Below are 20,436 nucleotides of genomic sequence, written 5' to 3' on the forward strand. Positions count from 1 at the left end.
GCGGGCCTTTGCCTCCAAGTCACCGATTCGGACGACGAATTGGGGACGGGCGGGGCGTTCAACGACGTGACAGGAACACGACATTGCCATGACTGGGACATGGCCGTGCCTGATCGCCGCGGACGAGGGCATCCGTAGGGAAAGGAAGGGAAACACCCTCATGAGTTCTGGCAAAGCTGTGCCTTGGTGGGCGAAGGCAGCCGGAGGTGCAGCTCTGGTGGTCGTGTTGCTGGTGGCGGGAATGCGCCTCAGCCTGCTGCCGTCGTTCGGCGACGTCTTCGGCGAGGAGACCCGTGACCGCTCGGGCCCGGCGCTGCTCGAGTCCATCCAGGACATCAGCCGCTACGAGGCGGCCACGGGCAACTTCCAGGTCGTCGTGGACCTGGAGAAGGACGCCAAGTACCTCCCGGACGCGCTGCGGGGCACGAGGACGCTGTACGTCGGCGCCGGCACCGTCGACGCGTACGTCGACATGGAAGGTCTCGCCGAGGACGACATCACGGTCAACGAGGCCCGCACCGCCGCCACCATCAGACTCCCGCACGCGGCCCTGGGCAAGCCGGCCCTCGACCCGGACCGGTCCTACGCCGTCTCGAAGCAGCGCGGCCTGCTCGACCGGCTCGGCGACTTCTTCTCCGACAACCCCAACACCGAACAGGCGGTCCAGCAACTGGCGACCAAGCACATCGCGGCAGCGGCGAAGGACAGCAGGCTGACGGCACAGGCCGAGCAGAACACCACGAGGATGCTGCAGGGCCTCCTGCGCTCCCTCGGATTCACGGACGTCCGGATCACGTACGGCGCCTGAGGGGCCCGCGGCCCGGGTCGGCAGCGGAGCCTGTCGGTCCGGGCCGCCGCTCTCCGCGGCGGTGCCGCCGCGCCCTCGCCGCCGGAGGCCCGCCCCCGGGCCGCGTGACCAACGCTCCAGGTCACTGGACCTAGGCCCCGTAGAACAGTTCCTCCACCACCGCGCGCGCCCGTCGCGTCGCACGCCGGTACTCGTCGACCATCTCCCCCACGTGCCCGGAGCCGTACCCCAGGTACCGCCCCACCGCGCCGAGTTCACGACCGTCCGAGGGGAAGGTGTCGCCCGCGCGGCCGCGGACCAGCATGACGCCGTTGCGCACGCGGGTCGCGAGCACCCAGGCGTCGTCGAGGATCTGGGCGTCCTCCGTGGAGATGAGTTCCGCGGCGTGCGCGGCGGCCAGGGCCTCGCGGGTGCGGGTGGTGCGCAGTCCCGGTTCCGACCAGCCGTGGCGCATCTGGAGGAGCTGGACCGTCCATTCGACGTCGCTGAGGCCGCCACGCCCCAGCTTGGTGTGCAGCGTCGGATCGGCACCGCGCGGCAGACGTTCGGTCTCCATACGGGCCTTGAGGCGGCGGATCTCCCGTACCGCGTCCTCGCCGAGGCCCTCGGCCGGGTAGCGGAGCGGGTCGATCAGCTCGATGAAGCGCGCGCCCAGGTCCGCGTCGCCCGCCATGGGCTCGGCGCGCAGCAGCGCCTGGCTCTCCCAGACCAGCGACCAGCGGCGGTAGTACGCGGCATACGAGGCGAGCGTGCGCACCAGGGGACCGGTCTTGCCCTCGGGGCGCAGGTCGGCGTCGATGAGGAGCGGCGGGTCGGCGGTGGGGAGCTGGAGCAGCCGTCGCATCTCCGCCACGACGGTGTTCGCGGCCTGGGCGGCCTCGTGGTCGTCGACTCCTTCGCGGGGCTCGTGGACGAACAGGACGTCGGCGTCGGAGCCGTACGAAAGCTCGTGGCCGCCGAAGCGGCCCATGCCGATGACGGCGAAGCGGGTGGGGAGTTCGTCCCCCCACTTCTCGCGGACGACGGCCCGCAGCGCGCCGGCGATCGTCGCCGCGTTGAGGTCGGTGACGGCGTTGCCGACACGGTCGACGAGCGCTCCCGGGTCGTGCTCGGCAGGGCGCTCCTCGGTGCCGTACGAGCTGATCAGATCCGCCGCTGCGGTACGGAACAGCTCACGCCGCCGCACCCCGCGGGCCGCCGCGACCGCCGCCTCCGCGCCGTCCGCGCGGCCGACCGCCGCCAGCACCTCCTGCTCCAGATGCTCCCGGCCGCGCGGCTTCAGTCCCTCGGGGTCGCCGAGCAGCGCCACCGCCTCCGGGGCGCGCAGCAGCAGATCGGGGGCGAGCCGGCCCGCGGACAGGACGCGGGCGAGGTTCTCCGCGGCCGCGCCCTCGTCGCGCAGCAGCCGCAGGTACCAGGGTGTCTTGCCGAGCGCGTCCGAGACCTGGCGGAAGCCGAGCAGGCCCGCGTCGGGGTCGGCGGAGTCCGCGAACCAGCCCAGCAGCACCGGCAGCAGCGTCCGCTGGATCGCCGCCTTGCGCGTGACACCGGACGACAGGGCCTCAAGATGGCGCAGCGCGGCGGCCGGATCGGCGTAGCCGAGGGCTTCCAGGCGCTGCCCGGCGGCCTTCGCGCTCAGCCGGGTCTCGCCGGGCGTGAGCTGCGCGACGGCGTCCAGCAGGGGCCGGTAGAACAGCTTCTCGTGCAGCCGCCGTACGACCGAGCCGTGCCGCCGCCACTCCTTGTCGAGCTCGGCGACCGGGTCGGTGCGCAGCCCGAGCGAACGTCCGAGGCGCCGCAGGTCCTCCTCGCTCTCGGGGACGAGATGCGTGCGGCGCAGGCGGTACAGCTGGATGCGGTGCTCCATGCTGCGCAGGAAGCGGTAGGCCTCGTCGAGTTGTGCCGCGTCCGTCCGGCCGACGTACCCGCCGGCGGCAAGCGCCTTCAGCGCGTCGAGGGTGGTGCCGCTGCGCAGTGTGGTGTCGCTGCGGCCGTGCACCAACTGCAGGAGCTGGACGGCGAATTCGACGTCCCGCAGTCCGCCGGGCCCGAGCTTCAGCTCGCGGTCGATGTGCGCGGCGGGAATGTTGTCGACGACCCGGCGGCGCATCTTCTGCACGTCGGTGACGAAGTTCTCGCGCTCCGCGGCCTGCCAGACGAGCGGGGAGAGCGCCTCGATGTAGTCGGCGCCCAGCTCGAGGTCCCCGGCCACGGGCCGGGCCTTCAGCAGCGCCTGGAACTCCCAGGTCTTCGCCCAGCGCTGGTAGTACGCGAGATGGCTGGACAGGGTGCGGACGAGCGGGCCGTTGCGGCCCTCCGGGCGCAGATTGGCGTCGACGGGCCAGATCGCGCCCTCGACGGTGGTCTCCGAGCAGATCCGCATGAGGTGCGAGGCGAGCCGGGTCGCGGCCTTGAGCGCCGTGGACTCGTCGGTCCCGTCGGACGCCGGCTCACCGACGAAGATCACGTCGACGTCGGAGACGTAGTTGAGCTCATGGCCGCCGCACTTGCCCATGGCGATCACGGCGAGCCGGCAGGCGGCGGCGTCCTCGGGCGCCGCGCCACGGGCGATGGCGAGGGCCGCCCGCAGCGTCGCCGTCGCCAGGTCGGCGAGCTCGGCGGCGTTCTGGGTCATGTCGGTCGTGCCGCACACGTCACGGGCCGCGATAGACAGCAGGCAGCGGCGGTAGGCGACGCGCAGCGACACCGGATCGGCCGCCTCGGCCAGTCCACGCTCGAACTCCGCGACGCCGGGGTGCAGATCGGCCGCCTCGTACATCACCAGCGCCTGCCAGTCGTGCGGATGGCGCGCCAGGTGGTCGCCGAGCGCCTCGGACGTGCCGAGCACCCCGAGCAGCCGGTCCCGCAGCGGCTTCGCGGCGATCAGGGTGTCGAGGAGGCCCTGCCGCTCCTCCGGCTGCTGTGCTTCCACGAGGCGTACGAGTCCACGCAGCGCGAGGTCGGGGTCGGCGGTGGCGCCGAGCGCGTCGAGGAGCACGGAGTCGGTGCGCACGGGCGCCATCTCGGGCAGGTCGAGGAGCCGCTCGGCGACGGCGGGGTGGGTGAAGCCGTGCCGCAGCAGACGGGTGAACGTACTGCTTCTGCGCCCCGGCACCGATGTCATCCCGCCGCCTCCGATCAAGGTCCGGATCCGGGACCGAGCCTAGCCGCAGGGGCGCGGAAGGTGCCCGCGCGGGACGCGGAGTCCGGGTGAGCGCGCGAGCGGCTTCACCCCTACCGTGATATTTGCCATGTTTTTCGTGGTTCGGGCGGATCAACCCTTATTCCTGGACTTTCCGTCTTCTGTGCCGTCCGGATGTCAGATGCCCGGACGGCATCGTCACGCCCGCACGAAAGCACTGTCCGCCATGCCCATCCGGCCCCGCCGCGCTCTGCGTCCAGCGCCTCGTCGCGCTCTTCGTCAGGCGCCCCGCCGCGCTCTTCGTCAGGCGCCTCGTCGCGTTCTCGCCGCCGGATTCGTCGTCGCCACGCTGCTGGGGCTGGTCTGCGCGCTGATCGCCGTCCCCGGCAGCGCCTCCGCGGACCGGCCGGGTACGGGCACGGCGGGACCGGCCGAGGCGCCGGCGGTGCCGCCGGTGCGTACGACCGTGGGCGAGAGGGTGATGCAGATCGTCGCGCACCCCGACGACGACCTGTTCTTCATGAACCCGGACACCGGCCAGTCCGTCGCCACCGGCCGTAGCCTGACCTCGGTGTATCTGACGGCGGGCGAGTCCGACGGGGTCAACGCCCGCCGTGACGACCCGCGTCCGCCCGCCGCCGACAAGGCCGCCTACGCCGAGGCACGCCAGAACGGCATACGCGCGGCCTACGCCGAGATGGCCACCGGCGACCGGACCAGCGCGTGGTCGCGTACGGCCGTACCGACTGCGGGCGGCGGCACGGCCGAGCTGGACGTCCTGCGGGCCGAGCCGCAGATAAGCCTGGTCTGGGTGCAGCTCCGCGAGGCCGGCAGCATCAACGGCGACCGGCCGCGCAGCCTGCACGGCCTGTGGGACGGCCGGGTGGACGCGCTGTCGTCGCAGCTCGCCTCGGGCGCGCCCGTACGGGAGGACTTCGCGTACACGAAACGGCAGGTCGTCGACACCATCGCGGGACTGCTGGAGCGGTTCCGGCCGACCTTCGTGCGGATGCAGGACCCGACGCCCGGCCGTACGGCGAAGGGCACGTACGCGGACCACCAGGACCATCTGTACGGGGCGCGGTTCGCGCAGGCGGCGCTCGCCCGCTACGCGCAGGTGCCCGGGCACCCGCGCTTCGGCGTCCAGACCTACCTCGGCTACTTCACCGGCGGGCTGCCGCGCACCCTGGACCCGGCAGGCGCCGAGGCCAAGCTGCGCACCCTGAAGACGTACGCATGGATGGACGGCGCCGACCACTGCGGCGACCCGGCGGGCTGCGGAGACCGCAAGGTGGCGGCGCGGCCTGCCGGCCACGGCTGGGCGCAGACGGTCCGCTACACGCGCGGCGACTCGACCTCCTGGGTGCAGCCCGGCGCGGACGGGGCGGCGTGGGCGTTCTCCGTGCTCGACCGGCGGCTCGCGGTCTGGCACCGTGCGGCGGCCGACGCGGCATGGACCGGGCCCCGGCTGCTCTCCGGCGGCGGCATCGACAGCGGGGTGACGTCCGTACGCCTGCCCGACGGACGGATCGCCGTCCTCGGGACGCGTACGACACTCGGCGCGCGCGCCGCCGACTACCGCCGGGACGTCGTCCTCACCGTGCAGCGCACGCCGGGCGGCGACTTCGGGCCGTGGGTCCCGCTCGGTACACCCGAGCGGGACGACGCGAGCGGCACGTCCGACATCAGTGCCCCGGCCGCGGCCGTGGACACCGCCGGCCGGCTCACCGTCTACCTCCGCGACGGCGGCCACCGGCTGAGCGGCCGGGCCGAGCTCCCCGGCGGCGGCTGGGGTGCGTGGACGCCGCTGGGCGGGTCGGATCTGCACGGCGATCCGGTCGTCGCCGCCGACGCGGCGGGCCGGCACACGGTCTTCGTCTCCACGCCGAGGTCGGTGGTGGCCTGGACACGGGCCGCGCCGGACGCGTTCCCGTCGGGTCCGCGACCGACGGGGCTGCCGCCGACGACGCTGGCGCTGAGCGCGACGGCCGACCCGGGCGGTGACGGCGTACGGCTCTGGTACCGGGCACCGGTGACGGGCGAGGTGCGCAGCGTCCACTTCGGCGACCCGGTCCTACGCGGCTCCGGCCCTCGCGGCCTGGGCTTTCGCGGCACGGCGGGAACGGCCGCGCCGGTGACCTCGGCCGTGCCCTCCGCCGGAGTGGCGGGCTTCGGTCCGGTCAGCGCCGCCGGCGATCTGCTCGCCGTACGGTCCCGCACGGGCACCCTCGCGACGACACCGTCCGTGTCCGAGGCGGCGTCCACGCCCACGGTGCCCGGGACCCGCGGGCCCGCCTGGACCGAGTCCGGCTTCCTCTTCGCGGGCGCGCCCGCGGGGCTGACCGGTGGAGTCACGGGTGGGGTGGCCGGTGGGGTGGCCGCGATCGGTCTGGACGGAACCCTCCGCTGGACGCCGTCGGCCCGGTGAGCATCCGCGTCGGCCGATGAGTCCGGCCGACGGGCGGGGTCAGTACATCGAAGGGACGATGTTCATGACCGGACCCCGGAGGGACGCCGCGATGGCGACACAGGAACCGCAGACCGACCTGGATCCCCGGTACAGCTCCGCCGACGCCACGGCGACACCCTGGCCGGAGGCGGTCACCCAGCTGGACGAATCGGGGATCTTCTGGCTGTCGACCGTACGTCCCGAGGGCCGCCCGCACGTCACCCCGCTGCTGGCGGTCTGGCTGGAGGGCGCGCTGCACTTCACCACCGGCGAGGAGGAGCGCAAGGCCCGCAATCTCGCCGCCAACCCGCAGGTCGTCCTCACCACGGGCACCAGCCGCGACAAGGAGGGCCGGGACCTGGTCGTCGAGGGTGAGGCGGTCGTGGTGTCCGACGAGGCCCGGCTCGCGCGGCTGGCCGAGGCCTGGGAGGCGAAGTACGGCCCGGAATGGCGCTTCGAAGTTCGGAACAAGGCGTTCTGGCACGAAGGCGGAGGCCGCGCCCTCGTCTTCGGGGTGGCGCCGCGGACCGCCTTCGGCTTCGGCAGGGGCGGCGGGACCTACAGCCAGACACGCTGGCGCTTCACCGGCTGAGACGAGGAGAGTACCCAGCCATGGAATGGACCCTCGAAGTGGTCTCCATCCCGGTCACCGATGTCGACCGGGCCAAGAACTTCTACGTGAACCAATGCGGTTTCCGGGCCGACCTCGACACGTCACCGTTCGTAGGCGCCCGGCTCGTCCAGATCACCCCGCCCGGCTCACGCTGCTCCATCGTCCTCGAGTCCGGTCTGCCCGACTCGCCGGGCCGGCCACGGATGACCCCGGGCTCCCTGCAGGGCCTGCAGGTGTGCGTCACCGACATCGAGGCGGCCCGCAAGGAGCTGGTGGACCGCGGTGTGGTGGTCGGGCCGGTGCAGCACGTCGGACCGAGCGGCTGGGAGGACGGCAAGGGGGACGACGCCTGGAACTCGTTCGTGTTCTTCCAGGACCCCGACGGCAACGGCTGGGTGGTCCAGGAGGCCCCGAAACCCCTGACGGACCGCTGACCGCACGGCCCACTCCCCTGGCGGCGCCATGGAATGGACCCTCGAAGTGATCGTCATCCCGGTCTCCGACGTGGACCGGGCCAGGACCTTCTACGCCGACCAGTGCGGTTTCGCGGTCGACCACGACACCCGCATCGCCAAGGGCGTCCGCATCCTCCAGCTGACGCCGCCCGGCTCCACCTGCTCGATCGTCATCGGCGAGGGCATGCCGCCGGCACCGGGCCAGACGACGATGACCCCCGGCGCGATCCAGGGCCTCCAGCTCTGTGTACCGGACATCGAAGCGGCCCACGACGAGCTCCTCGGCCGCGGTGTCGCCGTCAGCGCGGTCCAGCACGTCGCCCCCTCCGGCTGGGCCCCGGGCAAGGGCGAAGCCTGGAATTCCTTCGTCTTCTTCACCGACCCCGACGGCAACGGCTGGGTCATCCAGGAGTCCCCGCTACCCCTCTCGGACAGGCGCCAGGTCTGACGGACGGGCGTTCGAGTCTGTCCGGCCGGTGTTCCAGACCGCATACTGGGCTGTAATGACTAAGAGACCAGCGCCCAGGCGCCACCTGCCCACGAGCCCCTTCAAGGCGCCGGCCGACCCGGTGCTGAAGCACTTCACCCTCGGAGACCGCGTCTCACACGACCAGCACGGCCTTGGCAAGGTCATCGCCGTGGAAGCTTCGGGCGAAGCGATGCTCGTCGACTTCGGTTCGCAACAGACCCGGATCGTCAGCCCCTACTACGGCATGCACAAGCTCTGACGCACACGAGAACGCCCCCGGGCCGACGGTCACCGACCGCCGGCCCGGAGCGCTGTCCAGCCGGCACCTGATGTCCGGGGCCGGCTGGCCCGGACACGGCGGCATTCGACGACCTCGTCGTACGAGGCCGGGTACGGGGCCGGCCGGGGTCTCCAGCCGCTCCGCGGTCCGGAGATCCTTCACACCGCTCTCCACCGCCCCGCCCACCGCGAAGGCGCGCCCCGCACCCTCCGCGGCCCCCCGCACCCGGCGGCACACACGCCGCTTCCTCTCATCGCCATGCCCCGGCAGAGATGACCGCTGCGCGATGCCGGGACGGGTTCCGGGGCAGTAAAACGCCTCCGGGCCGCCGGTCGGTGACCGTCGGCCCGGAGTGCCGGATCGAGTCGCTTCGCCTGGGGCGGCAGGTCGCACCGAGATCTGCAATCCGCCTGCGGTGGGACGACCAGGGTTGATCGACTACCAGTACGATCCCTTGTCCATCCGGCCTGGGGAGGACGTATGACCGCCGACGTATCCGTTCAGTTCACATACACGGTGACACTGCGGGAGATATCCGACGGGTTGAAGCTTCAGATGCGGCACAGTCCGGTCGGCCGGTGGTGCTATCGCGTCCTGTGGGCCGTGGCCGGCTTCCTCGGCCTGGTGATCGCGATCAACCTTGCGGCCAAGGGCTTCGACTCCCCCGCCCTGGGGGTGTTGCGGTTCACCGCGACTGTCGTCGTCATCATGATCGCGTGCCGCTGGCTGATGGCTCTGGCCCTGCTCGGATACGCGAGGCACCTGGGCGAACATCGCGTCACGGTCGACCGGTCAGGGATCGGCACTGTGTCCGAGCGCCATACGAACCACACCGGTTGGGAGTTCTACGGACGATGTGTCGAGAGTCGCCGGGTCTTCGTGCTCCTCACCCCAGATGTCTGGGGTGCCGGAGTGCTGATACTGCCCAAACGCGGCTTGAACGCGCCACAGGACACGGAACGCATGCGGGAATTGCTCGCCACCGCACTGATCGACCAGCGCTCAGTACGGGCCGCCCGGAGGACGGGCTCCGACCAGCCGAAGGACCGCACCGAGGGGGCAGACCGGACGGCCATGGAGAGTGGTCCAGGGCCGGTGACAGGTCCGTGAGACGCCTCCGGGCCGGCGGTCGGTGACCGTCGGCCCGGAGTGCCGCACCGTGCGAATGCGGACGCGAACCGCGCCTACAGCACCGGCAGGTTCTTGCGCAGCTCGAAGGCCGTGACCTCGGAGCGGTACTCCTCCCACTCCTGCTTCTTGTTGCGCAGGAAGAAGTCGAAGACATGCTCCCCGAGCGTCTCCGCGACCAGTTCGCTGCGTTCCATCAGCGTGATCGCCTCGCCCAGGTTCTGCGGCAGCGGCTCGATGCCCATCGCGCGGCGTTCGGCGTCGGAGAGGGCCCAGACGTCGTCGTCGGCGCCGGCGGGGAGTTCGTAGCCCTCCTCGATGCCCTTGAGGCCCGCGGCGAGCAGTACCGCGTAGGTCAGGTACGGGTTGGCGCCGGAGTCGATGGAGCGGACCTCGACCCGTGCGGAGCCCGTCTTGCCCGGCTTGTACATGGGCACGCGGATCAGGGCCGAGCGGTTGTTGTGGCCCCAGCAGATGTACGAGGGGGCCTCGCCGCCCGAGCCGGCCGTGCGGGCCGAGCCGCCCCAGATGCGCTTGTAGGAGTTGACCCACTGGTTGGTGACGGCCGAGATCTCGGCGGCGTGCTTGAGCAGGCCGGCGATGAAGGACCGTCCCACCTTGGAGAGCTGGTACTCGGCGCCGGACTCGTAGAACGCGTTGCGGTCGCCCTCGAAGAGGGACAGATGCGTGTGCATCCCGGATCCCGGGTGCTCGGAGAACGGCTTGGGCATGAAGGTCGCCTGGACCCCCTGCTCCAGCGCGACCTGCTTCATGACGAGACGGAACGTCATGACGTTGTCGGCGGTCGACAGCGCGTCCGCGTACCGCAGGTCGATCTCCTGCTGCCCCGGCGCGCCCTCGTGGTGGCTGAACTCCACCGAGATGCCCATGGATTCGAGCATCGTGATGGCCTGGCGGCGAAAGTCCATCCCGACGTTCTGCGGGGTGTGGTCGAAGTAGCCGGAGTTGTCCGCGGGCGTGGGGCGGGACCCGTCCAGCGGCCGGTTCTTCAGCAGGAAGAACTCGATCTCGGGGTGGGTGTAGAACGTGAAGCCGAGGTCCGAGGTCTTGGCCAGGATGCGCTTGAGCACGAAGCGCGGGTCCGCGAAGGACGGGGAGCCGTCGGGCATGAGGATGTCGCAGAACATCCGGGCCGTGCCGGGGGCCTCCGCGCGCCACGGCAGGATCTGGAAGGTGCCCGGATCGGGCTTGGCGATCATGTCGGACTCATAGACCCGCGCGAAGCCCTCGATCGCGGACCCGTCGAAGCCGATGCCCTCGTCGAATGCCTGCTCGAGCTCGGCGGGTGCCACCGCGACCGACTTCAGGAAGCCGAGCACATCGGTGAACCAGAGGCGTACGAACCGGATGTCGCGCTCCTCGAGCGTACGGAGCACGAATTCCTGCTGCTTGTCCATAAGCCACATCCTTGCAGTTCAGACGGCCTGTGCACCACCGCCAGGGCGTAGCGGAGAACTTCAGTATCACGACCCGGGGTTTCGCCCAGATTACGCACCCCGTATGACATGGGGCACGCACCCGCCGTTACCATCTGCGCCCATGGGGGGCCTGCGGCACACCCGCACCGCGCACACCGCGCGTCCCATGGCACTGGGGAGTGCCGTGGCGACGCTCCTCGCCGCGCTCTTCCTCTGTCTGGGCCAGGCCGAAACCGCGGCGGGAACGGCGCGCCCGCACGACGCCCACCAGGGGTTCGAGGGGCTCACGGCCGCGCCCGGCACCCCGGACCCGGCCGCGTACAGCTGTCCGTACGACCGGGGCGACTGCGACCTCTTCCCGCACCTGGGCCCCGCCGTGCTCACCGCTCCGCCCCTGGACTCCCCCCTCGCCGTCTCCGGGCTCCCGACCGACCCCGCGACGTCGGCCCTCGGGGGCCGGCCGCCGCGCTCCGGGGCGCTCCCCCGTGCCCCGGATCTCCACGTCCTTCAGGTGCTGCGGACCTGAGCGGACCGCGCCCTCCCGCACACCCCCGACATCCCTCAGACGCAGAAGACGAAGGACGAAGCAGAGTGTCGAAGAAGACGAACGACCGACGCGCCCGGATAGAGCAGATGCGCCGCGCCGAGCAGGCCCGCGAGCGCCGCAACCGCATCATCACGATCTCGGTCAGCGCCGTCGTGGTGGCGGGCCTCATCGGTTTCGGTGCGTTCATGCTGAACAAGGAGTCCGAGAAGAAGGAGCAGGCGGAGGCCGCCGCCAAGGCTCCGATCAAGGACGAGAAGTCCTGGGACGCGAAGAAGCTCGGCCGCAACCACGTCACCAAGGCGGTGACGTACCCGATGAAGCCGCCGGTCGGCGGTGACCACCACCAGGCGTGGATGAACTGCGACCGCAACGTCTACGACAAGCCGATACCGGAGGTGAACGCCGTGCACTCGCTGGAGCACGGCGCGGTGTGGGTGACCTACAGCGACAAGGCTCCGGCCGCCGAGGTGCAGAAGCTGAAGGACAAGGTCGGCAAGACCTCGTACTCGATGATCAGCCCGGTGAAGGACCAGGCCGGGGCGATCATGCTCAGCGCCTGGGGCAAGCAGGTGACGGTGGACGCCGCGGACGACCCGCGCGTGGACCAGTTCTTCACCCGGTACGTGCAGGGTCCGCAGACGCCCGAGCCGGGTGCCGCGTGCACGGGCGGACTGAGCGGGTGATGCCGAAGCCGACCCGGACGCACTGGGCCGCGATCACCGCGGTGGTGCTGGCGCTGCTGTTCGCGGGCGCGGCCACGGTCGCGTCCGCGGGCGGCGACGCCGGGCACGAGGGCGGCCACGGCGGCGGTACGGCGGCGGCCCCCGCGTCGGGCTCCGCCGACGCGGGCTTCGCCCGTGACATGGCCGTCCATCACCAGCAGGCGGTGGAGATGTCCTTCATCGTCCGGGACCGTACGCAGGACGAAGAGGTGCGCCGGCTCGCGTACGACATCGCCAACACACAGGCCAACCAGCGCGGCATGCTGCTGGGCTGGCTGGATCTGTGGGGGCTGCCGAAGGTCGAGTCCGGGTCCGAGCCGATGGGCTGGATGACCTCGGCGAAGGGCCACGGCGGGCACGGCGGCGAGCACGAGGACGGGCCGGGCGCACACGCCGGGCACGAAGCCGGCGGCGCCTCGCTGATGCCCGGCATGGCCACCGCGGCCGAGCTGGAACAGCTCGCGAAGGCGAGCGGCAAGCAGGCCGAAGTCCTCTACCTGCAGCTGATGACCGACCACCACAAGGGCGGCGTCACGATGGCCCAGGGCTGCGCGGACCTGTGCACCGTGGGGACGGAGAAGTCCCTCGCCCAGGGCATGGTCGACGCCCAGCAGTCCGAGCTGGCGCTGATGGCCGACCTGCTGAAGAAGCGGGGTGCGGCGCCCCGCGGCTGACCCGGTCCGCAGCCGGTTCGCACCCGGTCCGCAGGTGGTCCGCCCCGGGACCGGCCTGCCCATCGGCCGACGAGCCCCGCGGCCGGTCCGTCTCGCGGCGGACCGGCCACGCGGCCGGCCTGCCCCGCGGCCGGCTCGCGCCCGGCTCGCGCCCGACCCGGCCTCAGCCTCCGCCCGCCCCGGCCCGCCACTGCACCCGGGGCGGGCGGACGACCGCGCACAGCGGCAGGCCGTGGTCGTCGGTCAGTCCGATCGTCGCCTCGGCCGCGCCCGCCGCCACCAGGTCCGCGGGGATGTCCGCGAGGAAGAGCTTCGCGCGCCGGAACATCGCGAAGGTGCCGCCGGTCGGCAGTTCTCCCCAGGTGAGACAGACGAACCGCTCGCCGCGCCGCCCCTGCACGTAGGGGCCGCGGAAGTCGGTCGTCCCGTCGGGCGCCTCGACGACGTCGGCGGTAAGGTCGAAAACGGCCTCCCCGGCGTCCGCCGGGACCAGCTGGTCGGGTTCCCTGCCCCGCTGTGTGCCCACGTGCACGTCGGAGAAGTCCCCGCAGTGACGGCCGGGAAGATCCCGGCCCGTGATGCGCAACGTCAGCCGGGCCATCGGAAGGCTCCTCTCCGCCCCTGGGTCCTCCAGCGGGGGTCCGGGCGTGACATCGGGTGACAACGGTCGCGTGGGCCGCACTCAGGAGGTACGAACCCCATGACCACCGCCAAGGACATCATGCATCCCGGGGCCCAGTGGATCCCGGCACACGAAACGCTCGACCGTGCCGCGCAGTTGATGCGCGAACTGAACGTGGGCGCCCTGCCCATAGCCGACTCCGAGGAACGCCTCTGCGGCATTCTGACCGACCGTGACATCGTCGTCGGCTGTGTGGCCATGGGCCATGACCCGTCGAAGATCACGGCAGGCGACATGGCCAAGGGCACCCCGCGCTGGGTCGAAGCCGGTGCGGACGTGAACGAGGTACTGCACGAGATGCAGGACCACCAGATCCGCCGGCTGCCCGTCATCGAGAACAAGCGCCTCGTCGGAATGATCAGCGAGGCCGATCTGGCCCAGCATCTGCCGGAGGACCAGATCGCGTCGTGGGTCGAGCAGGTGTACGCGCGGGGCTGACCCGCTCCGCTCCTTCTCCCGCCCCCTCCTCCGGCGTCAGGACCGCCCGGGCCACCGCGTCCGGGCGGTCCAGCATCATCAGATGGCCCGAGCCGCCGACGGCCTCGAATCGGGCGTCGCCGAGCAGCCGGGCCAGCGCGCGCTGCCGCTCCAGCCAGCGCCGGGTGAACCGGCCGCCCAGGCCGCCCCGGCCGGCGTCCGCGGCCAGTACGGTCACCGGGACCCCGTCCGGAAGCGGGAACCGCCCGCGCAGCGCGAGCAGTTCGGCGGCGACCGCGCGGTAGTGGGTGTTCTCCAGCAGGGCGCCCTGGAGCACGCGCGCGGTGCCGTAGCAGCGGCGTACGAGCGGGGCGGGGGCCGGGTCGCCGCCGCCCGTGCGGGAGAGCCGGACGACGGCGCGGCGGGTGAGCGGGCCGAGCGCGGCGGGCGCTCCCACGGCGCTCAGCGCGGTGCCGACGCCGTGCGCCACGGCCGTACGCACCGCGGGGGCGACGGGCGCACGCGCGTCCTCCTCGACGCTGGAGTCCACGAGGACGATGCCGGACGTACGGGCGGGGTGGAGGCGGGCGAAGGCCTCGGCGTGGAATCCGGCGATGGAGTGGCCGACGACGGTGGCGGGCCCGGCGAGCCCCAGCGCGTCGAGGAGGGCGGCGATGCGATGGGCCTCGCCCGTCGCCGACGGGGGGACCGCCGCCGGTCCGCTCAGGCCGTGTCCCGGACGGTCGAAGCGGACGACGGTGCGGTACGGCGCGAGCAGCGGTACGACGGGGTCCCAGTCGAACCAGCTCATGGCGAGGCCCGCGCTGAGGACACAGACCGGTCCGCTGCCCTCGACGACCATGTGATGGGGCACTCCGCCGACCCGTACGAACGTCACGCTCTGCCCCTCGTCCCCTGTGTGCCCGGCATCCCGGGTGTCCCCCGCCTGCCGTCCCGCGCCACGGACAGCGCGAGTACCGCCAGCCAGCCTGCCACGAGCAGCACCTGGAGGCGTTGTCCGGCGCCGAGGGCCCAGATGCCGCGGCCCGCCCGGAAGGCGGCGACGGCGGTCAGCGTCCAGACGGTGGCGGCGAGTTCGAGGGCGATGAGGACCGGTCCCGTCCGGGCCAGCGGGGGCCACCATCCGTAGCGGCGCGCGGCGACGGTCAGCGCGACGAGGCCGACGAGCGCGCCGGCCGTGGCGAGGGTGGAGGTGATGGCGTGCGCGGCGTGCGTGGCGGGGACGAGGCCCGCGGTCTCCCGGGCCGCGCACTGCGGGTCCGCGCTGGGTGCGCAGCTGAGCGGCAGCCGGGAGTCGGCCGCGGTGCCCGCGCCGAACAGCGCGAGGGCCGCCCAGCCGAGCACGGACCAGGGGCGCCGCGGCAGCCATCGCAGTGCCCCGGCGGCTCCGGTGAGGACGAACAGCCCGGCGGCCAGATCGGTGGCGCGGAACAGTCCGCCGAAGGGCTGGTCGGCGGCGGCGAGTTCGCTCACGTACGCCCTGACCGGGTCGATGCCGGTGCTGAGGATCAGTTCGAGCACCCAGGCGGTGTAGGCGAGGGAACCGAGCGCGATCAGCAGCGCGACAGTTCTGGATGTAACGGATGTACCGAATGTTTCGGGCATTGTGCCCCATGCTAGGTCGTGCCGCGTCCGGCCCCACCGGGGCCTGTCCCCCGGTGGGGTGGGGGCGCGCAGGTTCGACCGACCGGAGGGCCATGTACAGGCAGGAGCACACCCGTCAGACCTCTCACACCCGTCGCGCGGTACTCGGCGCCGGGATCGCCGCCGCGGGATCCGGACTGCTCGCCGCCTGCTCGGGCGACGGTCCGGACCGCGGCGGCCAGGAGGGGGCCCCGGGGTCCAGGCCCCAGGCTTCTGCCCCGGCGCCGGACGGCAAGCAGGTCGGCCCCACCTGGACTCCGAGCCCCGAGCGCCTGGAGCGGGGGCTCACCTTCACCGCCACCCCCGGCACGGTCGAGCTGGGCGGCGGACGCACCGTCAGGACCTGGACGTACAACAACGAGATGCCGGGGAAGGAGGTGCGGATCACCGCCGGCGACACACTGAAGATGACGCTGAACAACCATCTGCCGGAGCCGACCACGGTCCACTGGCACGGCATCGCCCTGACCAACGACATGGACGGCGTGCCCGATGTGACGCAGCCGCCGATCAAGCCCGGCAAGTCGTTCACGTACCGCTTCTTCGTGCCGCACCCCGGCACCTACTGGTTCCACCCGCACATGGGCCTGCAGCTCGACCGCGGGATGGCCGCGCCGCTGATCGTGGACGACCCGAACGAGCCGCTCTCCTACGACCGGGAGTGGATCATCATCCTGGACGACTGGATCGACGGGGTGAACGGCTCCACGCCGGAGGACGTGTTCGCACAGCTCCGCAAGGGCAAGCCCGCCATGGGGCACGGCTCCGGGCACGGCGGTGAGCGCGGCGAGGACCACGAGGACGAGGACGACGACGAGCACGGCGCCCGGCCCTCCCGGCCCGCCGGAGGAGTGGACGCCGGGTACGGGCCGGGCTGGGCCCAGGCCCCGGCGGCGCGGAGCGGCCCCTCGCCGTCACCGCACGGCGGCAAGGGCCCGTACCGGCTGATGAAGGGCGCCAAGAGCGAGCTGCTCGGCGGCCACGCGGGCGATGTCGCCTACCCGCACTACCTGATCAACGGGCGCACGCCGGACGACCCGACGCAGTTCCAGGCCAAGCCCGGCGAGCGCATCCGGCTGCGCATCATCAACGCGGGCGGAGAGTCGCCGTTCCGGGTGGCGCTCGGCGGACACCAGATGACGATCACCCACAGCGACGGCTTCCCCGTGCACCACGAGAAGGTCGACTCGCTGCTGGTGGGCATGGCCGAGCGCTACGACGTGCTGATCACCGCGAAGAGCGGGGTCTTCCCGTTCACCGCGCTCGCCGAGGGCAAGAACGGCTCGGCCATGGCCGTCCTGCGCACCGGCGGCGGGGCGGCGCCGAAGCCGTCCACGCGTCCGGCGGAGCTGTACCGGAACGTGCTCCAGTCGGCCCGGCGGCTGCGGCCGCACGAGTCCGTGGCCATGGACCGGCGCCGGCCGGACCGCCTGCTCAAGCTCACGCTGACCGGCGGCATGGAGGAGTACGACTGGGGCATCGACCACCGGCCCTACTCACCGGACCGGATCCACAAGATCGAGCACGGTGAGCGGGTGCGTCTGGTGGTCGTCAACGCCACGGACATGTGGCACCCCGTCCATCTGCACGGCCACACCTACTCGCTGGCCGGCATCGACTCCCACGGCGCCCGCAAGGACACGTCCGTGGTCCTGCCGCACAACAAGCTGGTCCTCGACTTCGACGCGGACAACCCGGGTCTGTGGATGCTGCACTGCCACAACATCTACCACTCGGAGTCCGGGATGATGACGACGCTGGCGTACCGCCGCTGACCGAGCGGGGAGGGGCCCGCCCCTCCTCTCGCCCTGGCCCTCGCCCTCCCTCTCGCCCGGGCGGAGCAGGCGCCTCCGGGGTGGCGCGGGACACACCGCGGGACATCGCGTCAGAGAGACGATTACACTGGGCCGCGTGCCCCAACTTCGTCTCGCTCTGAATCAGATCGACTCGACCGTCGGCGATCTCGCCGGCAACACCGAGTCGATCGTGCACTGGACCCGGCACGCCGCCGAGCAGGGTGCGCATCTCGTCGCGTTCCCCGAGATGGTGCTGACCGGTTACCCCGTCGAGGACCTGGCCCTGCGGTCGTCCTTCGTCGAGGCCTCGCGGACCGCGCTGCGCGCGCTCGCCGGGCGGCTCGCCGACGAGGGGTACGGGGAGATCCCGGTGATCGTCGGCTATCTCGACCGTTCCGAGAAGGCACAGCCGCGGTACGGCCAGCCCGCCGGCGCCCCGCAGAACGCCGCCGCGGTGCTGCACCGCGGCCGGGTGGTGCTGACGTTCGCCAAGCACCACCTCCCCAACTACGGCGTCTTCGACGAGTTCCGGTACTTCGTGCCGGGCGACACGATGCCGGTGGTCCGCGTGCACGGCGTCGACGTCGCGCTCGCCATCTGCGAGGACCTCTGGCAGGACGGCGGCCGCGTCCCCGCCGCCCGCTCCGCCGGGGCCGGGCTGCTCGTCTCGATCAACGCCTCGCCGTACGAGCAGAACAAGGACGACACCCGTCTGGAACTGGTGCGCAAGCGGGCCCAGGAGGCCGGCTGCACCACCGCGTACCTCGCGATGATCGGCGGCCAGGACGAGCTCGTCTTCGACGGCGACTCGATCGTCGTCGACAGGAACGGCGAGGTCGTCGCGCGCGCCCCGCAGTTCGCCGAGGGCAGCGTCATCCTGGACCTCGACCTCCCGGCCGCGTCCGCCGAGCCCGGCACGCCCGGCGGCGGAGCCGCCCATGGGCAGCGGGTGGACGACGCTCTCGCCGTCGACCGGGTCGTCCTCTCCGAGGAGCCGCTCCCCGCGTACGAGCGGGAGCTGACGGGCGGCTACGCCCCGCGCCTCGACGACGACGAGGAGGTGTACTCCGCGCTGGTCGTCGGCCTGCGCGCGTACGCCGCCAAGAACGGCTTCCGGTCCGTCCTGATCGGCCTGTCCGGAGGTATCGATTCGGCACTCGTCGCCGCGATCGCCTGTGACGCGCTCGGCGCGGAGAACGTGTACGGCATCTCCATGCCGTCCAAGTACTCCTCCGACCACTCCAAGGGCGACGCGGCCGAGCTGGCCCGTCGCACCGGGTTGAACTTCCGCACCGTGTCGATCGAGCCGATGTTCGACGCCTACATGGGCTCGCTCGGGCTGACCGGTCTCGCGGAGGAGAACCTCCAGTCGCGGCTGCGCGGGACGATGCTGATGGCGGTCTCCAACCAGGAGGGCCACATCGTCCTCGCCCCGGGCAACAAGTCCGAGCTGGCGGTGGGCTATTCGACGCTGTACGGCGACTCGGTCGGCGCGTACGGCCCGATCAAGGACGTCTACAAGACCTCGGTCTTCCGGCTGGCGAAGTGGCGCAACCGGGCGGCCGAGGAGCGCGGCCAGACCCCGCCGATCCCGGAGAGCTCGATCGTCAAGCCGCCGAGCGCCGAACTGCGCCCGGGGCAGGTCGACACGGACTCGCTACCGGACTACGACGTCCTGGACCGGATCCTGGAGCTGTACGTCGACCGCGATCAGGGCAAGGACGCGATCGTGGCCGCCGGTTACGACGAGGAGCTGGTCACGAGGACCCTGCGCCTCGTCGACACGGCCGAGTACAAGCGGCGCCAGTACCCGCCAGGCACCAAGATCTCGGCGAAGGGCTTCGGCAAGGACCGGCGCCTGCCGATCACGAACCGCTGGCGCGAGACGACGCACTGACCTGCTGGTCGGCCGCCGCTGCGAGGGGGCTTCCCGCGACGACGCGGGAAGCCCCCTTCGTCGTACGGTCCAGCAGTCCCGCCGCGGCCGCGATCGCCAGGCCCGCGACGGCGAGGACCGAGCCGACGAGCGCCGGCGAGATCCAGCCCCAGCCCGCGGCGATCGCCGCCCCGCCGAGCCATGCGCCGCCGGCGTTGGCGAGGTTGAAGGCGGAGTGGTTGGAGGCGGAGGCGAGGGTCGGGGCGTCCTGGGCCTTGTTCATCACCAGCATCTGGAGCGGGGTCGTGGTCATGAAGCCGACCGCGCCGAGGACGACCACGGTGACGAGCGCGGCCCACGGGATGTGCGCGGTGAAGCGGAAGGCGACGAGGACCAGCGCGAGTGCGGCGAGCGAGCCGTACAGGGTGGGGCGCAGGGCCCGGTCGGTGAGCGGGCCGGCCGCCAGCGCTCCGAGCGTCATGCCGATGCCGAACAGGGCGAGGACGAGCGTCACGGAGGACTCGCCGAGGCCCATCACCTCGGTCGTGATGGACGCGAGGTAGGAGTACACGGCGAAGACGCCCGCGAAGCCGAACACGGCGGTGAGCAGTCCCAGCAGCACCTGCCGGTTGCCGAGGGCGCGCAGCTCACGGCCGAGGCCCTGATGGGCGTCGACGGGTACGTCCGGAACGAGCCGGGCGAGCGCGGCCATCGCGACCAGCCCGATCACGGTGACGACGAGGAAGGTGGCGCGCCAGCCGAGGTGCTGGCCCAGGAGCGTCGCGGCGGGTACGCCGACGATGTTGGCCACGGTCAGTCCGAGGAACATCGTGGCCACGGCCCGCGCCTGCCGCCCCTCGGCGACGAGCCGCGCGGCGACGACCGCGCCGACCCCGAAGAACGCCCCGTGCGGCAGCCCCGCGAGGACGCGCCCGGCGAGGAGCGTGCCGAAGCCGGGCGCGAGTGCGGAGGCGAGGTTGCCGACGACGAACAGCGCCATGAGCAGCAGGAGCATCCGCTTGCGCGGGACGCGGGAGCCGAGCGCGGTGAGCAGCGGGGCACCGATGACGACGCCGATCGCGTACGCCGAGACGAGGTACCCGGCGGTGGGGACGGAGGTGCCGAGATCGCCCGCGACATTGGGCAGCAGGCCCATCATCACGAACTCGGTGGTGCCGATGCCGAAGGCGGACACGGCGAGCGCGAGCAGCGCCAGGGGCATGGGAAGAGCCTTTCCGGTTTAGTTCTCAAACGGAACAAAGGCTCTCATGCGG

General features: G+C 72.1%; 19 protein-coding genes. 13 read left to right on the forward strand and 6 right to left on the reverse strand.

Annotation, left to right across the window (positions count from 1 at the left end; translation table 11 throughout):
• Positions 1 to 160: 160 nt before the first annotated feature.
• Positions 161 to 808, forward strand: coding sequence for a DUF4230 domain-containing protein (locus OG766_RS09740; RefSeq protein WP_266374627.1), 648 nt, complete (start codon positions 161 to 163; stop codon positions 806 to 808).
• Positions 809 to 938: 130 nt separating this feature from the next.
• Here the strand turns inward: OG766_RS09740 and OG766_RS09745 are convergent, their stop codons facing one another.
• Entirely contained in the window at positions 939 to 3,932 is a 2,994-nt protein-coding gene (locus tag OG766_RS09745; RefSeq protein ID WP_266374626.1) for a bifunctional [glutamine synthetase] adenylyltransferase/[glutamine synthetase]-adenylyl-L-tyrosine phosphorylase, read from the reverse strand.
• A 244-nt stretch (positions 3,933 to 4,176) separates the two neighbouring features.
• Between OG766_RS09745 and OG766_RS09750 the strand changes: the two genes are divergently transcribed.
• From OG766_RS09750 to OG766_RS09775, 6 genes are all read left to right on the forward strand, one after another.
• Entirely contained in the window at positions 4,177 to 6,378 is a 2,202-nt protein-coding gene (locus OG766_RS09750) for a PIG-L family deacetylase (RefSeq protein ID WP_328725044.1), read from the forward strand.
• 64 nt (positions 6,379 to 6,442) lie between these two features.
• Positions 6,443 to 6,991 carry a pyridoxamine 5'-phosphate oxidase family protein gene (locus OG766_RS09755; RefSeq protein ID WP_328725046.1) on the forward strand — a complete coding sequence of 183 codons (549 nt, stop codon included), beginning with the start codon at positions 6,443 to 6,445 and terminating at the stop codon, positions 6,989 to 6,991.
• 20 nt (positions 6,992 to 7,011) lie between these two features.
• On the forward strand, positions 7,012 to 7,446 hold the full coding sequence (locus OG766_RS09760; protein WP_328725047.1) for a VOC family protein: 435 nt from the start codon (positions 7,012 to 7,014) through the stop codon (positions 7,444 to 7,446).
• A gap of 28 nt (positions 7,447 to 7,474) precedes the next feature.
• Positions 7,475 to 7,915 carry a VOC family protein gene (locus OG766_RS09765; RefSeq protein WP_328725049.1) on the forward strand — a complete coding sequence of 147 codons (441 nt, stop codon included), beginning with the start codon at positions 7,475 to 7,477 and terminating at the stop codon, positions 7,913 to 7,915.
• Positions 7,916 to 7,970: 55 nt separating this feature from the next.
• A complete protein-coding gene (locus OG766_RS09770) occupies positions 7,971 to 8,195 on the forward strand; it encodes a hypothetical protein (RefSeq protein WP_266374621.1) in 225 nt (74 codons plus the stop codon).
• Between the two features lie 501 nt (positions 8,196 to 8,696).
• A complete protein-coding gene (locus tag OG766_RS09775) occupies positions 8,697 to 9,326 on the forward strand; it encodes a YcxB family protein (RefSeq protein ID WP_266374619.1) in 630 nt (209 codons plus the stop codon).
• 74 nt (positions 9,327 to 9,400) lie between these two features.
• On the opposite strand, the gene OG766_RS09780 is transcribed toward OG766_RS09775, so the two are convergent.
• Positions 9,401 to 10,762 carry a glutamine synthetase family protein gene (locus tag OG766_RS09780; protein WP_266374618.1) on the reverse strand — a complete coding sequence of 454 codons (1,362 nt, stop codon included), beginning with the start codon at positions 10,760 to 10,762 and terminating at the stop codon, positions 9,401 to 9,403.
• 142 nt (positions 10,763 to 10,904) lie between these two features.
• Here OG766_RS09780 and OG766_RS09785 point away from each other — a divergent pair, with 142 nt between their 5' ends.
• From OG766_RS09785 to OG766_RS09795, 3 genes are all read left to right on the forward strand, one after another.
• Positions 10,905 to 11,309 carry a hypothetical protein gene (locus OG766_RS09785; protein WP_266374616.1) on the forward strand — a complete coding sequence of 135 codons (405 nt, stop codon included), beginning with the start codon at positions 10,905 to 10,907 and terminating at the stop codon, positions 11,307 to 11,309.
• Between the two features lie 107 nt (positions 11,310 to 11,416).
• The gene (locus OG766_RS09790; protein ID WP_266378076.1) at positions 11,417 to 12,013 is read left to right on the forward strand and encodes a DUF3105 domain-containing protein; all 597 of its coding nucleotides are present in this window, start codon (positions 11,417 to 11,419) and stop codon (positions 12,011 to 12,013) included.
• Positions 12,013 to 12,726, forward strand: a complete 714-nt coding sequence (locus OG766_RS09795) for a DUF305 domain-containing protein (RefSeq protein WP_266374615.1) — start codon at positions 12,013 to 12,015, stop codon at positions 12,724 to 12,726. Before OG766_RS09790 ends, OG766_RS09795 begins: the two co-directional genes overlap by 1 nt.
• Positions 12,727 to 12,889: 163 nt before the next feature.
• Here the strand turns inward: OG766_RS09795 and OG766_RS09800 are convergent, their stop codons facing one another.
• Entirely contained in the window at positions 12,890 to 13,327 is a 438-nt protein-coding gene (locus tag OG766_RS09800) for a DUF5990 family protein (protein WP_328725051.1), read from the reverse strand.
• A 99-nt stretch (positions 13,328 to 13,426) separates the two neighbouring features.
• Here OG766_RS09800 and OG766_RS09805 point away from each other — a divergent pair, with 99 nt between their 5' ends.
• Positions 13,427 to 13,846 carry a CBS domain-containing protein gene (locus tag OG766_RS09805; RefSeq protein ID WP_266374613.1) on the forward strand — a complete coding sequence of 140 codons (420 nt, stop codon included), beginning with the start codon at positions 13,427 to 13,429 and terminating at the stop codon, positions 13,844 to 13,846.
• Here the strand turns inward: OG766_RS09805 and OG766_RS09810 are convergent.
• Together OG766_RS09810 and OG766_RS09815 are read right to left on the reverse strand one after the other, a co-directional pair.
• A complete protein-coding gene (locus OG766_RS09810; RefSeq protein ID WP_328725052.1) occupies positions 13,767 to 14,723 on the reverse strand; it encodes an alpha/beta fold hydrolase in 957 nt (318 codons plus the stop codon). The genes OG766_RS09805 and OG766_RS09810 overlap by 80 nt on opposite strands.
• Positions 14,720 to 15,451, reverse strand: coding sequence for a DUF998 domain-containing protein (locus tag OG766_RS09815; RefSeq protein WP_266374611.1), 732 nt, complete (start codon positions 15,449 to 15,451; stop codon positions 14,720 to 14,722). Before OG766_RS09815 ends, OG766_RS09810 begins: the two co-directional genes overlap by 4 nt.
• Before the next feature lie 92 nt (positions 15,452 to 15,543).
• Between OG766_RS09815 and OG766_RS09820 the strand changes: the two genes are divergently transcribed.
• Positions 15,544 to 17,265: a multicopper oxidase family protein gene (locus OG766_RS09820; protein WP_266374610.1), complete on the forward strand. Its 1,722-nt coding sequence runs from the start codon at positions 15,544 to 15,546 to the stop codon at positions 17,263 to 17,265.
• 136 nt (positions 17,266 to 17,401) lie between these two features.
• On the forward strand, positions 17,402 to 19,183 hold the full coding sequence (locus tag OG766_RS09825; RefSeq protein WP_266374609.1) for an NAD+ synthase: 1,782 nt from the start codon (positions 17,402 to 17,404) through the stop codon (positions 19,181 to 19,183).
• On the opposite strand, the gene OG766_RS09830 is transcribed toward OG766_RS09825, so the two are convergent.
• Positions 19,152 to 20,384 (reverse strand): MFS transporter, encoded by a 1,233-nt coding sequence (locus OG766_RS09830; RefSeq protein ID WP_266374608.1) that lies wholly within the window; start codon positions 20,382 to 20,384, stop codon positions 19,152 to 19,154. The two genes, OG766_RS09825 and OG766_RS09830, sit on opposite strands and share 32 nt — an antisense overlap.
• Positions 20,385 to 20,436: the final 52 nt, after the last annotated feature.

The organism is Streptomyces sp. NBC_00259, assembly GCF_036181745.1.
Taxonomy (GTDB): Bacteria; Actinomycetota; Actinomycetes; order Streptomycetales; family Streptomycetaceae; genus Streptomyces; species Streptomyces pratisoli.

Excerpts from the sequence above, each read along its gene's own strand:
- OG766_RS09770 (WP_266374621.1), top strand. The coding sequence starts at position 7,971 with ATGACTAAGAGACCAGCGCCCAGGCGCCACCTGCCCACGAGCCCCTTC.
- OG766_RS09740 (WP_266374627.1), top strand. The coding sequence starts at position 161 with ATGAGTTCTGGCAAAGCTGTGCCTTGGTGGGCGAAGGCAGCCGGAGGT.
- OG766_RS09755 (WP_328725046.1), top strand. The coding sequence starts at position 6,443 with ATGACCGGACCCCGGAGGGACGCCGCGATGGCGACACAGGAACCGCAG.
- OG766_RS09795 (WP_266374615.1), top strand. The coding sequence starts at position 12,013 with ATGCCGAAGCCGACCCGGACGCACTGGGCCGCGATCACCGCGGTGGTG.
- OG766_RS09820 (WP_266374610.1), top strand. The coding sequence starts at position 15,544 with ATGTACAGGCAGGAGCACACCCGTCAGACCTCTCACACCCGTCGCGCG.
- OG766_RS09750 (WP_328725044.1), top strand. The coding sequence starts at position 4,177 with ATGCCCATCCGGCCCCGCCGCGCTCTGCGTCCAGCGCCTCGTCGCGCT.
- OG766_RS09785 (WP_266374616.1), top strand. The coding sequence starts at position 10,905 with ATGGGGGGCCTGCGGCACACCCGCACCGCGCACACCGCGCGTCCCATG.
- OG766_RS09805 (WP_266374613.1), top strand. The coding sequence starts at position 13,427 with ATGACCACCGCCAAGGACATCATGCATCCCGGGGCCCAGTGGATCCCG.
- OG766_RS09775 (WP_266374619.1), top strand. The coding sequence starts at position 8,697 with ATGACCGCCGACGTATCCGTTCAGTTCACATACACGGTGACACTGCGG.
- OG766_RS09765 (WP_328725049.1), top strand. The coding sequence starts at position 7,475 with ATGGAATGGACCCTCGAAGTGATCGTCATCCCGGTCTCCGACGTGGAC.
- OG766_RS09760 (WP_328725047.1), top strand. The coding sequence starts at position 7,012 with ATGGAATGGACCCTCGAAGTGGTCTCCATCCCGGTCACCGATGTCGAC.
- OG766_RS09815 (WP_266374611.1), bottom strand. The coding sequence starts at position 15,451 with ATGCCCGAAACATTCGGTACATCCGTTACATCCAGAACTGTCGCGCTG.
- OG766_RS09800 (WP_328725051.1), bottom strand. The coding sequence starts at position 13,327 with ATGGCCCGGCTGACGTTGCGCATCACGGGCCGGGATCTTCCCGGCCGT.
- OG766_RS09780 (WP_266374618.1), bottom strand. The coding sequence starts at position 10,762 with ATGGACAAGCAGCAGGAATTCGTGCTCCGTACGCTCGAGGAGCGCGAC.
- OG766_RS09830 (WP_266374608.1), bottom strand. The coding sequence starts at position 20,384 with ATGCCCCTGGCGCTGCTCGCGCTCGCCGTGTCCGCCTTCGGCATCGGC.
- OG766_RS09745 (WP_266374626.1), bottom strand. The coding sequence starts at position 3,932 with ATGACATCGGTGCCGGGGCGCAGAAGCAGTACGTTCACCCGTCTGCTG.
- OG766_RS09790 (WP_266378076.1), top strand. The coding sequence starts at position 11,417 with ATGCGCCGCGCCGAGCAGGCCCGCGAGCGCCGCAACCGCATCATCACG.